This is a genomic window from Pseudomonas sp. UBA6315, assembly GCF_002438125.1.
Classification (GTDB): Bacteria; Pseudomonadota; Gammaproteobacteria; order Pseudomonadales; family Pseudomonadaceae; genus Aquipseudomonas; species Aquipseudomonas faucium.
Genome location: NZ_DJTF01000095.1, coordinates 1 through 11,741, shown reverse-complemented (window position 1 = coordinate 11,741; position 11,741 = coordinate 1). Strand labels below are relative to the sequence as shown.

At 65.6% G+C, this 11,741-nt stretch carries 11 protein-coding genes; 7 read left to right on the top strand and 4 right to left on the bottom strand.

From position 1 onward, the window contains the following. Both B3E94_RS12320 and B3E94_RS12315 read left to right on the top strand, forming a co-directional pair. A partial coding sequence (locus B3E94_RS12320) for a carbohydrate porin (RefSeq protein ID WP_286913705.1) occupies nucleotides 1–948 on the top strand: 948 nt, incomplete at its 5' end. Between the two features lie 116 nt (nucleotides 949–1,064). Further along, a complete protein-coding gene (locus B3E94_RS12315; protein WP_236236834.1) occupies nucleotides 1,065–1,919 on the top strand; it encodes a D-hexose-6-phosphate mutarotase in 855 nt (284 codons plus the stop codon). Here B3E94_RS12315 and hexR read toward each other — a convergent pair. Beyond that, nucleotides 1,912–2,775: a DNA-binding transcriptional regulator HexR gene (hexR, locus tag B3E94_RS12310; RefSeq protein ID WP_176514750.1), complete on the bottom strand. Its 864-nt coding sequence runs from the start codon at nucleotides 2,773–2,775 to the stop codon at nucleotides 1,912–1,914. The two genes, B3E94_RS12315 and hexR, sit on opposite strands and share 8 nt — an antisense overlap. 210 nt (nucleotides 2,776–2,985) lie before the next feature. On the opposite strand from hexR, the gene zwf reads away from it, so the two are divergent. From zwf to B3E94_RS12295, 3 genes are read left to right on the top strand one after another with little or no spacing between them, the layout of a single operon-like run. After that, nucleotides 2,986–4,455: a glucose-6-phosphate dehydrogenase gene (gene zwf / locus B3E94_RS12305; protein ID WP_236236833.1), complete on the top strand. Its 1,470-nt coding sequence runs from the start codon at nucleotides 2,986–2,988 to the stop codon at nucleotides 4,453–4,455. Further along, complete coding sequence (gene pgl / locus B3E94_RS12300; RefSeq protein WP_286913704.1) at nucleotides 4,442–5,155, top strand: 6-phosphogluconolactonase; 714 nt, start codon at nucleotides 4,442–4,444, stop codon at nucleotides 5,153–5,155. Before zwf ends, pgl begins: the two co-directional genes overlap by 14 nt. A 17-nt stretch (nucleotides 5,156–5,172) precedes the next feature. Beyond that, nucleotides 5,173–5,847: a bifunctional 4-hydroxy-2-oxoglutarate aldolase/2-dehydro-3-deoxy-phosphogluconate aldolase gene (locus B3E94_RS12295; RefSeq protein ID WP_236236831.1), complete on the top strand. Its 675-nt coding sequence runs from the start codon at nucleotides 5,173–5,175 to the stop codon at nucleotides 5,845–5,847. Between the two features lie 224 nt (nucleotides 5,848–6,071). On the opposite strand, the gene leuA is transcribed toward B3E94_RS12295, so the two are convergent. The 3 genes from leuA to xseA form a co-directional block, all read right to left on the bottom strand. Further along, nucleotides 6,072–7,745: a 2-isopropylmalate synthase gene (leuA, locus tag B3E94_RS12290; RefSeq protein WP_176514682.1), complete on the bottom strand. Its 1,674-nt coding sequence runs from the start codon at nucleotides 7,743–7,745 to the stop codon at nucleotides 6,072–6,074. 362 nt (nucleotides 7,746–8,107) lie between these two features. After that, nucleotides 8,108–8,935: a peptidoglycan DD-metalloendopeptidase family protein gene (locus B3E94_RS12285; RefSeq protein ID WP_286913703.1), complete on the bottom strand. Its 828-nt coding sequence runs from the start codon at nucleotides 8,933–8,935 to the stop codon at nucleotides 8,108–8,110. A 3-nt stretch (nucleotides 8,936–8,938) separates the two neighbouring features. Further along, nucleotides 8,939–10,318, bottom strand: a complete 1,380-nt coding sequence (gene xseA / locus B3E94_RS12280; protein WP_286913702.1) for an exodeoxyribonuclease VII large subunit — start codon at nucleotides 10,316–10,318, stop codon at nucleotides 8,939–8,941. A gap of 159 nt (nucleotides 10,319–10,477) precedes the next feature. On the opposite strand from xseA, the gene B3E94_RS12275 reads away from it, so the two are divergent. Both B3E94_RS12275 and B3E94_RS12270 read left to right on the top strand, forming a co-directional pair. After that, a complete protein-coding gene (locus B3E94_RS12275) occupies nucleotides 10,478–11,233 on the top strand; it encodes a sulfite exporter TauE/SafE family protein (protein WP_286913701.1) in 756 nt (251 codons plus the stop codon). 45 nt (nucleotides 11,234–11,278) lie between these two features. Continuing rightward, the coding region (locus B3E94_RS12270; protein WP_286913700.1) for a sugar ABC transporter ATPase at nucleotides 11,279–11,741 on the top strand (463 nt) is incomplete at its 3' end.

Sequence of the window (11,741 nt, the reverse complement as noted above, 5' to 3'; positions counted from 1 at the left end):
GTGTGGGGCCGCGGCCAGACCTGGCGGCTGACGCAGATGTGGGTCAAGCAGAAGTACTTCGACGGCGCGCTGGACGTGAAATTCGGCCGCTTCGGCGAGGGCGAAGACTTCAACAGCTTCCCCTGCGACTTCCAGAACCTGGCCTTCTGCGGCTCGCAGGTGGGCAACTGGGTGGGCGGCATCTGGTACAACTGGCCGGTCAGCCAATGGGCGCTGCGGGTCAAGTACAACATCACGCCGGAGTTCTTCGTCCAGGTTGGCGCGTTCGAGCAGAACCCCTCGAACCTGGAAACCGGCAATGGCTTCAAGCTCAGCGGCAGCGGCACCAAGGGCGCGATCCTGCCGGTGGAAATGGTCTGGTCGCCCAAGGTCAACGACCTGCCGGGCGAATACCGCCTGGGCTACTACTACAGCACGGCCAAGGCCGATGACGTGTATGACGACGTCAACGGCAACCCGCAGGCGCTGAGCGGCGCAGACTTCAAGTCGCATTCGAGCAAGCACGGCTGGTGGGTGGTGGCGCAGCAGCAGGTCACGGCCCATGACGGCGACGTCAACCGCGGCCTGAGCCTGTTCGCCAACTTCACCGTGCACGACAAGGCCACCAACGTGGTCGACAACTACCAGCAGGTCGGGCTTGTGTACAAGGGCGCGTTCGATGCCCGGCCCAAGGACGATATCGGCTTCGGCGTGGCGCGCATTCACGTCAACGACGACGTGAAGAAACGGGCCGAGCTGCTCAATGCCCAGAGCGGAATCAGCGACTACGACGACGCAGGTTTCGTACCGCTGCAGCGCACTGAGTACAACGCCGAGCTCTACTACGGCTTCCACGTCACCAACTGGCTCACCGTGCGGCCCAACCTGCAGTACATCAAGAGCCCAGGCGGGGTCGACGAGGTGGACAACGCGCTGGTCGCCGGGCTGAAGATTCAGTCGTCTTTCTAAGCCAATTTGTTGTAAATTTACGCCAATCCAATTCGGCTCCCGGCATCCACTGGCTTGCAGTGGTTGTCGGGGATAGGCCGAGATAGCGCTATCTCAAACAACAAGAGCTTGGAACCATGCCCGAACATCCGCTACATCGCTTCTTTTCCTCGCAACGGCCCAGGCCGACGTTCGAGTGGGAGCGTTACCAGCAGCGCGATGTGCTGATCATCGATCACCCCCGTTGCCAGGCGGTGTTCAGCCGCCAGGGCGCGCAACTGCTGCACTTTCAGCCGGCCGGGGAGCGGCCCTGGCTGTGGTGCGCCGAGCAGTGGCCGCAGGTGGGGGCGATCCGCGGGGGCGTGCCGGTGTGCTGGCCCTGGTATGGCCGCCACCCCAGCGAAGATTTGTGGCCGGCCCATGGCTGGGCCCGGCTGCTGGACTGGAAGCTGGTGGACAGCCGCGAGGACGAGGAGGGCGTGACGCTGAAGTGGCGCCTGGACCTGTGCGACTGGCAGGTCGACCTGCAGGCCCGGCTGGGCAGCCGCATGGAGCTGAGCCTGAGCACCGAGCACCAGGACAGCGAACCGTGCCAGCTGAGCCATGCGCTGCTGGCCTACTGGCGTATCAGTGACGTTGCCGAGATAGCGCTGTCTGGGCTGGAAGACATCGAAGGCTACGACCGTCTCAACCGCCAGGCCTGCCGCGAGGGTGGCGCCTTGAAGCTCAAGGGCGGCTGCCAGAAGGTCTACCCGGGCACGCCACGGGTGCAGCTGCAGGACCCGGCCTGGCAGCGCGAGCTGTGCATCGACACCGGCGACAGCGACGACACGGTGGTCTGGCACCCCGGTAACCGCCCGTTGATGGGCGTGAGCGGGCGCGAAAGCCAGGGTTTCGTCTGCGTCGAGGCGGCAAGTGGCAGCGGCGAGGGCCTGAGCCTGGCGCCGGGGCAGCGCGCCCATTTGCGGCTGCAGGCGCACCGGCTCAGTTGAGTTCGTCGTCCTCGATCGGGTAACGGCTGGCGTTGAGGCTTTCCTTGATCTTGCGCAGGTGCGGCTGGAAGTCCACGCCACGGCGCAGGGTCATGCCGGTGGCCAGCACGTCGAGCACGGTGAGCTGGATGATCCGCGAGGTCATCGGCATGTAGATGTCGGTGTCTTCGGGCAGCGGAATATGCAGGCTCAGGCTGCAGGCCTGGGCCAGCGGCGAGCCGGCGGCGGTGAGGCCGAGCACCGAGGCGCCGTTTTCCCGCGCCAGGCGCGCCACCTCGACCAGTTCGCGGGTGCGCCCGGTGTAGGAGATGATCACGAACAGGTCGCCGGTGTGGGCCACCGAGGCCAGCATGCGCTGCATCAGCACGTCGGCGTGGGCCGACACCGCCAGGTTGAAGCGGAAGAACTTGTGCTGGGCATCCAGCGCCACCGGGGCCGAGGCGCCGAGGCCGAAGAAGTGGATCTGCCGGGCCTGGATCATCATGTCCACGGCGCGGCTGACCTGCTGCGGGTCGAGTTGCTGGCAGGCGGCGTCGAGCGAGGCGATGGCGCTGCCGAAGATTTTCTGGGTGTAGGCCGCCGGGTCATCGTCGGCTTCCACCGCACGGCTGACGTAGGCCGCGCCGCTGGCCAGGCTCTGCGCCAGTTGCAGCTTGAGCTCCGGGTAGCCGTTGACGCCGAACGAGCGGCAGAAGCGGTTGACGGTCGGCTCGCTGACCTTGGCCGCCTGGGCCAGCGCGGCAATGCTGAAGCGGGTGGCTTGTTGCGGGTTGAGCAGGATGACTTCGGCGACTTTGCGTTCGGCCTTGTTCAGCTCGTCGAGGCGTCCCTGGATCTGCTCCAGGAGGTTTCGCACGCGGTCCATGGGATGTCCTTGGGTCGGGAAGACAGCCGGCTGACGGATCAGCAGGCTTTTTGCAGGGTCATGTATCGTACTGTTGGTGCGGGTGGCGCACCACTTGTCTGTAACCTTTGTGTGTAATGTTGTGGTTTTTACTACATTATTCCTTGAAAACCGTATGTGAAAGCGGTATTCCTAGACCAACTTTAGGAAAGAACCAACATCATGGCTGCGATCAGTGTCGAACCTTGCACTTTTGCCCTGTTTGGCGCCCTGGGCGACCTGGCATTGCGCAAGCTGTTTCCTGCGCTCTACCAGCTCGACCGCGCCCACCTGCTGCATGCCGATACCCGCCTGCTGGCCCTGGCCCGCGAGGCCGGCAGTGCCCAGGAACATCTGGCTACCATCGAAACCCACCTGCGCCGGCACGTCGCCGACGCTGACCTGGAGCCTGCGGCGCTGGAGCGTTTTCTCGGCCGCCTCCGTTACCAGCACCTGGACTTCCTGCAGCCAGAGGGCTACCAGGCCCTGGCCGAGCAGGCTCCCGGCGAGCAGCCGCTGATCGCCTACTTCGCCACCGCCGCCGCGGTGTATGGCGCGATCTGTGAAAACCTCGACAAGGCGGGCCTCGCCGCACGCACCCGGGTGGTGCTGGAAAAGCCCATCGGCCACGACCTGGAGTCGTCCCGCCGGGTCAACGATGCGGTGGCGCGCTTCTTCCCGGAAAGCCGGGTGTATCGCATCGACCACTACCTGGGCAAAGAGACGGTGCAGAACCTGATCGCCCTGCGCTTTGCCAACAGCCTGTTCGAAACCCAGTGGAACCAGAATTCGATTTCCCACGTGGAGATCACCGTGGCCGAAAAGGTCGGCATCGAAGGCCGCTGGGGTTACTTCGACAAGGCCGGGCAACTGCGCGACATGATCCAGAATCACCTGCTGCAGCTGCTGTGCCTGATCGCCATGGACCCTCCCAGCGACCTCTCGGCCGACAGCATCCGCGACGAGAAGGTCAAGGTGCTCAAGGCGCTGGCGCCGATCACCGGCGACGGCCTGAGCACCCGCGTGGTGCGCGGCCAGTACATCGCCGGCTACAGCGACGGCAAGGCGGTGCCCGGCTACCTCGAGGAAGACAACGCCAACGCCCAGAGCGACACCGAAACCTTCGTCGCCCTGCGCGCCGACATCCGCAACTGGCGCTGGTCCGGCGTGCCGTTCTACCTGCGCACCGGCAAGCGCATGCCGCAGAAGCTCTCGCAGATCGTCATCCACTTCAAGGAAACGCCGCACTATATCTTCGCCCCCGAGCAGCGCCTGCAGATCGGCAACAAGCTGATCATCCGCCTGCAACCGGACGAGGGCATTTCCTTGCGGGTGATGACCAAGGAGCAGGGCCTGGACAAGGGCATGCAGCTGCGCAGCGGGCCGCTGCAACTGAATTTTTCCGACACCTGGCGTACTGCGCGGATTCCGGATGCCTACGAGCGCTTGCTGCTCGAAGTGATGCGTGGCAACCAGAACCTGTTCGTGCGCAAGGATGAGATCGAGTACGCCTGGAAGTGGTGCGACCAGCTCATCGCCGGCTGGCGCAACGCGGGCGATGCCCCCAAGCCGTATGCGGCGGGCACCTGGGGGCCAATGAGTTCGATTGCATTGATCACACGTGATGGGAGGGCGTGGTATGGGGATATCTGAGCTGAAATTGCCGGCAAGCGTGAACGCGCATGCGCTGGCTGACGCCAAGGCGCTATCGACGACCCTGGCGCGTGATGTGGCCGAGCGCCTGCGTGCTGCGATCAGTGCCAAGGGCCAGGCGTGCCTGGTGCTGTCGGGCGGCCGTAGCCCGGTGCCGTTTCTCGAACAGCTGGCCACTGAAGCGCTGGACTGGTCGAAGGTGACCGTTAGCCTGGCCGACGAGCGCTGGGTGCCGGTGGAACACGCCGACAGCAACGCCGGCCTGCTGGCCCGCCACCTGTTCAAGGGGGCGGCGGCCAAGGCGCGTTTCCTTGGCCTTTACCGCCAGGCCGAGAGCCTCGATGCGGCAGCGCTGGGCGCCGACCAGGCGCTGGCCGCGCTGCCAGCCATCGATGTGCTGGTGCTGGGCATGGGCGACGATGGCCATACCGCGTCGCTGTTCCCCAACAGCCCCAACCTGGCCGAAGGCCTGGCGCGCGACAGCCAGCGCCGCTGCCTGGCGATGCTGGCGCCGAGCGTGCCGCACCAGCGCCTGTCGATGACCCGTTCGCTGCTGGCCAGCGCTGGCTTCATCGCGCTGTCCGTGCAAGGCCCGGGCAAACTCGCTACCCTGCGCGCCGCGCTGGCGGGCAACGATATTACCGAAATGCCGATTCGCGCCTTTCTTCACGACCCCCTGGACATCTACTGGTGCCCATGAGCCAAGGATCCACTGTCATGACCACCCTTGAACGCCCACAGCCCAAGCTCTCGATGGCCGAGAAAGCTGCCCGGATCGATGCGATCTGCGGCGCGGCGCGCATTCTGCCGGTAATCACCATCGCCCGTGAGCAAGACATCCTGCCGCTGGCCGACGCCCTGGCTGCCGGCGGCATCCGCACCCTGGAAGTGACCTTGCGCTCCCAGCATGGCCTGAAGGCCATCCAGGTGCTGCGCGAGCAGCGCCCGGAGTTGTGCGTGGGCGCCGGTACGGTGCTCGATCGCAGCATGTTCGCGGCGGTTGAAGCGGCTGGCGCGCAGTTCGTCGTCACCCCGGGCATCACCCAGGACATTCTCGAAGCGGGCGTGGACAGCGAGATCCCGCTGCTGCCTGGCATCAGCACGCCGTCGGAAATCATGATGGGCTATGCCCTGGGCTACCGCCGCTTCAAGCTGTTCCCCGCGGAAATCAGCGGTGGCGTGGCGGCGATCAAAGCCTTTGCCGGCCCGTTTGGTGATATCCGCTTCTGCCCAACGGGCGGGGTGAACCCGGCCAATGTGCGCAATTACATGGCCTTGCCCAATGTGATGTGCGTGGGCGGTACCTGGATGCTCGACAGCAGCTGGATCAAGAACGGCGAGTGGGCGCGGATCGAGGCGTGCAGCGCCGAGGCCATGGCGCTGCTGGACTGAAAGCGAATTCGTTGTGTGCTTTACGGCTTATGGGGCGCTTGGTCGGCGCCCCTTTTTTTTGCCTGCAGGTTTTGTGTGGGTTGGGCTGGCCCTATCGCCGGCAAGCCGGCTCCCACAGAAGCTGCGGGGGGACTTGTGGGAGCCGGCTTGCCGGCGATGGGGCCGGTACAGGCAATAAAAAAGCCCGCATCCAGGATGCGGGCTCTTGAGCACCAACCGGCAGCTTACGCCGCCTTGGCCTCTTGCTGGCTCAGCGAGCGGTTCAGCGCACTGAACAGTGCCTTGAAGCTGGCGGTGGTGATGTTCTCATCGATACCCACGCCATGCACCGGGCGGCCACCGGCCACGCGCAGTTCGATGTAGGCCGCCGCCTTGGCGTTGGTGCCGGCACCGATGGCGTGCTCGTTGTAGTCCATGATCTCCACGGCAACCGGCAGGCCGGCCACCAGGGCTTCCAGGGCGCCATTGCCCTTGCCGCGCCAGTGCAGGGTGGTTTCGCCTTCGCCGGCAACTTCCACTTCCACGGCGCTGTGGCCGTTTTCTTCCTGCAGGCGGTGGCTGACCAGGGCATACGGGCTGTTGGCCTGGAGGTATTCCTTGTGCAGCAGGCTGTAGATCTGCTGGGCGGTCATTTCCAAGCCCAGGCGGTCGGTTTCACCCTGCACCACCTGGCTGAACTCGATCTGCATGCGGCGCGGCAGGCTGATGCCGTATTCCTGCTCGAGCAGGTAGGTGATACCGCCCTTGCCGGACTGGCTGTTGACGCGGATCACCGCCTCGTAGCTGCGGCCGATATCGGCCGGGTCGATCGGCAGGTACGGCACTTCCCACAGCTCGCCTTCCTGCTGCTTGGCGAAGCCCTTGCGGATGGCGTCCTGGTGCGAGCCGGAGAAGGCGGTGTGGACCAGATCACCGACGTAAGGGTGGCGCGGGTGCACCGGCAGCTGGTTGCACTCTTCGACCACCTTGCGCACGCCGTCGATGTCGGAGAAGTCCAGGCCAGGGTCGATGCCCTGGGTGTAGAGGTTCAGCGCCAGGGTCACCAGGTCGACGTTGCCGGTGCGCTCGCCGTTGCCGAACAGGCAGCCTTCGGCGCGGTCGGCACCGGCCATCAGGCCCAGTTCGGTGGCGGCGATGCCGGTGCCACGGTCGTTGTGGCAGTGCAGGCTGATGATCACGCTGTCGCGGCGGCTGATGTTGCGGCAGAACCACTCGATCTGGTCGGCGTAGATGTTCGGCGTGGCGACTTCCACGGTGGCCGGCAGGTTGAGGATGAGCTTGTGCTCAGGGGTCGGGTTCCACACTTCGATGACGGCGTCGCAGACTTCCTTGGCGAACTCCAGCTCCGTGGCGCTGAAGGTCTCGGGCGAGTACTGGAAGGTCCACTGGGTTTCCGGCTGCTGGGCGGCGTACTTGACGAACAGCTTGGCCGCGTTCACCGCGATGTCCTTCACGCCTTGCTTGTCCTGGTTGAAGACGATGCGGCGGAACGACGGGCTGGTGGCGTTGTACAGGTGAACGATGGCCTTCTTGGCCCCGCGCAGCGATTCGAAGGTGCGCGCGATCAGGTCTTCACGGGCCTGGGTGAGCACCTGGATGGTGGTGTCGTCCGGGATGTGGCCGTCTTCGATCAGGGTGCGCACGAAGTCGAAGTCGGTTTGCGAAGCGGACGGGAACGAGGCTTCGATTTCCTTCACGCCCACCTGCACCAGGGTCTTCCAGAAGCGCAGCTTCTTCTCCGAGTCCATCGGCTCGATCAGCGACTGGTTGCCATCACGCAGGTCGGAGCTGCACCAGATCGGCGCTTCGGTGATGGTCTTCGACGGCCAGGTGCGGTCAGGCAGGTCGATGGTCGGGAAAGCGCGGTACTTCTTCGATGGGTCTTTGAGCATGGACATGGAAGCAATCCTTTTATGTGCGGCCGAGATCGGGCCTGCCGAGCGATAACGAGATGAGGAGGCGAGGCGACGCGATTCAGCCTGGTAGTCGGGCGCTGACCAGGCAGAGGCTGCGATGTTGTCGGAGCAGGATGAGGGTGCTGAAGGTTTTCATGCCTTCAACCCTAACCAGTGGGGTCAGGGATGGCAAGTGCTGGCAGAAAATTGAGAGAAATGCTTAAAAAAGGCCGGATGGCGAGATTTTATGGCTCAGATTCTTTTCGAGCTTTTAATGTGTTGCGCGGTATTTTTTGATCGCGCAAGCGCCGTGTTGGCCTCATCGCCGGCAGGCCGGCTCCCACAAGGGCAGAGGCGCCGCGACCTCAGGGCTGGAACGCACCGATGAAGATCGCCGGGTCCACCCGCGCATCGTTGAGGCTGACGTTCCAGTGCATGTGCGGCCCGGTCGCGCGCCCGGTCGAGCCGACCCGGCCGACCACATCGCCACGGCGCAACTGCTGGCCGACATTCACATCGATCTTCGACATGTGGCAGAACATGCTGATGAAGCCTTGCCCATGGTCGACGAACACCGTGCGCCCGTTGAAGAAGTAGTCACCCACCAGGATCACCTTGCCATTGGCCGGGGTCTTGATCGGCGTGCCCGCCGGCACCGCGAAGTCCAGCCCGGCATGCGGGTTGCGTTCCTCGCCATTGAAGAAGCGGCGCACGCCGAACTTGCTCGACAGCGGCCCGCTGACCGGCTTGTCCAGCACCAGGTTGCTCGGCAGGTTGGGGCTGAAGCTGCGGTAGGCCTTGATCTGCTCGGCCAGCTCGCGGTCGATGCGCTTGAGGTCGTCCGGGTTCGGGTTGACCTGGCGGGTGTTCTTCAAGGTGATGTGCTGCTCGGGGTACTTCTTGCTGCCAACCGTGAAGGGCAGGGTGCGCCCGCCCTGGGTCAGCACGGCGGTGCCGGGCTTCTGGGTCAGCGGAATGCCGACGATGGCCAGCCAGTTGTCCTGCTCCTTGACCACCAGCACCGGTTTGCCATCGAAGCGTGCGCCGGGCGCGGCGGCCGCCGGGCCGAGGTCGACCACGGCCACGCCACCGGGCACAGGCTTGTTCAGGGTGCGGGTGATGTAGCTGGCCTGGGCACCACTGGCCACCAGCAGGAGAGAAAGGGCGAGCAGGGGCGCGAACAGGCGAGGCATGTGTCAGTCCAGTAGAGAGAGGGTGACCGGGGTCAGGTGGTTGTCCTCGACCCGCACCTGCAGCTCGCCTTCGTTCAGGCGCGCGGTCAGGCGCTGGCCGTTGCGGGTCTGCTCGGCGCTGCGGATGGCCTGGCCGCGCTCGTCGAGCAGGATGCTGTAGCCGCGCGCCAGGGTGGCCAGCGGGCTGACCACCTGCAGCGTCTGCAACTGCGCCTGGAAGCGCTGGCGGCGGTCCTTGAGCACTTCGCGCATGGCCCGTGGCAGGCGCTCGGCGAGGCTGTCCAGGCGCTGGCCGAGCAGCTTCAGGGTGCGCCCGGGGTGCTGCGCGGCCAGGCGCGTGTCGAGGCGCCCCAGGCGCTCGCGGCGCTGGTTGAGGTTGAGCAGGAAGGCCCGGCGCAGGCGCATGTCCAGGTCGTCCAGGCGCTGGGCCTGCTGGCGCAGGCGCTCGCCGGGGTGGCGCAGGCGCCGGGCCAGCGAATCCAGGCGCAGGCGGTCATGGGTCAGGCGGTTCTGCATGCGCAGCAGCAGGCGCCGTTGCAGTCCGTCCAGGCGCTGCTGCAGGCCACTGTTGTCGGGCGCCAGCAGTTCGGCGGCGGCCGACGGCGTGGGGGCGCGCACGTCGGCGACGAAGTCGCTGATCGACACGTCGGTTTCATGGCCCACGGCGCTGACGATCGGCGTCACGCAGGCGGCCACGGCGCGCGCCACGGCTTCTTCGTTGAAGCACCAGAGGTCTTCCAGCGAGCCGCCGCCGCGGGCCAGGATCAGCGCGTCGAAGCCCAGCCGGTCGGCCTGCTGCAAGGCGCGCACGATCTGCTTGATCGCCTCGCGGCCCTGCACGGCGGTGGGGATCAGGTTCAGCTCGACCTGCGGTGCGCGGCGGCCGAACACGCTGATGATGTCGCGGATCACCGCGCCAGTGGGCGAGGTGATGATGCCGATGCGCCGTGGGTGGGCGGGCAGCGGCTGCTTGCGTTCGGCGCTGAACAGCCCCTCGGCACCGAGCTTTTCCTTCAGCGCCTCGAAGGCCAGGCGCAGGGCGCCGTCACCGGCCGGCTCCACCGTGTCGAGGATCAGTTGGTAGTCGCCACGCCCTTCGAACAGCGAAACCTTGCCGCGCACCCGCACCGCCAGGCCATCGCGCAGGGCCTGGCGCACGCGGGTGGCGCTCTGGCGGAACAGCGCGCAGCGCACCTGGGCGCCGCTGTCCTTGAGGGTGAAGTACATGTGGCCGGAGGCCGGGCGGGCGAGGTTGGAAATCTCGCCTTCCACCCAGACGCTGCGGAACACGTCTTCCAGCAGCACGCGGGCGCGGCCGTTGAGCTGGCTGACGGTGAGGACCTCGCGGTCCAGGCCGAGTCGTTCGAAGGGGTCTTTGATCATGGCGGGCATCATAAAGGACATCAGGCCCGCTTGTCTGTCCCGGCCCTATCGCCGGCAAGCCGGCTCCCACAAGGTCGGCGCTGAACCCTGTGGAGGCGGCTTGCCGGCAATCGGGCCAGGACGCGCTACCCTGTGGCTGCCTCTTCTGGAACTGACCCCATGCTTGCCCAACTCTCGCTGTCCGCATTCGACTGGCTGCCCATTCTCCTGGCCATCGCCGTGGCCTACATCGTCTTCGGCATCGCCGGCTTCGGCACCGCGCTGGTCGCCGGCCCGGTGCTGATCCACTTCATGCCCCTGTCGCGGATCATCCCGCTGCTGGTATTGCTGGATTTCGTCGCCGCTTTCGGCAACCTGCTGCCCTCGCGCCGCGACGTGGTGCGCAGCGAACTACTGCGCCTGCTGCCATGCATGGCCATCGGCTGCACCTTGGGCGTGATATTCCTGCTGCACCTCAAGAGCGACCTGCTGCTGTTGCTGATGGGCCTTTTCGTGACGGCCTATGCGCTCTACATGCTGGCCGTGAAGGTGCGCCCGGCAAGGCTTGCGGGCTTCTGGGCGGTGCCGATGGGCACGGTGGGCGGGTTGTTCGGTGCCTTGTTCGGCAGCGGCGGCTTCCTTTATGCCATCTACCTCAGTGCCCGGCTTGAAGTGAAAGAGCAGGTGCGCGCCACCCAGAGTGCGCTCATCAGCTGCAGCACCGTGGTGCGCCTGTCGCTGTTCCTGATCGCGGGCGTGTACGCCGACACCGGCCTGCTGCTGCTCGCCGCCTGCCTGTTGCCGGTGATGTTCGCAGGCCTCTGGGCCGGCCGCCGGCTGAGCTTGAAACTGTCTCGCGAAGCCTTCGTGCGCCTGGTCACCTGGCTGGTGCTGGCCAGCGGCCTGGCGCTGATCGGTCGCTACCTGAGTGCCTGAGCGGTAGAATTGCGCATTACCGCTATCCCCAGGCCCGTTTCGCCCATGAACACCCAGAGCATCATCGTCCCCAAACTCTCCACCGTGCCGGTGCACGAGGCCCGTGCCAGGGCCATCGTGCGCTGGCTGGTGCGCGAGAAAATCGTCGAAGAGCAGCTGACCACCTGCGCTCGCACCGGCAACCGCATGGGCCACGCCCTGGCGGCAGGGGCGCGCAAGGTCGCGCTGCACCCCGAGAAGTTGCCTTTCGGCGAGCCGGTCAATGGCCTGGAGGTGATGCTCAAGCGCTGCATCTACACGCCTACCGAGGGTTTCCTGGAAGAAGCCGGCTGCCCGCAGTGCCGTCGCGAGGTGGGCGAGCCCCTGTTCGAAAGCCTGGAAGAGTGGATGCCGGGGGTGAGCGACAACTTCACCTGCCCGCTGTGCGGCTTCGAGGACGACATCAATGGCTTTCTCTACCTGCAGCCATGTGCCTTTTCCAACCTCGGGTTCATCTTCAACAACTGGG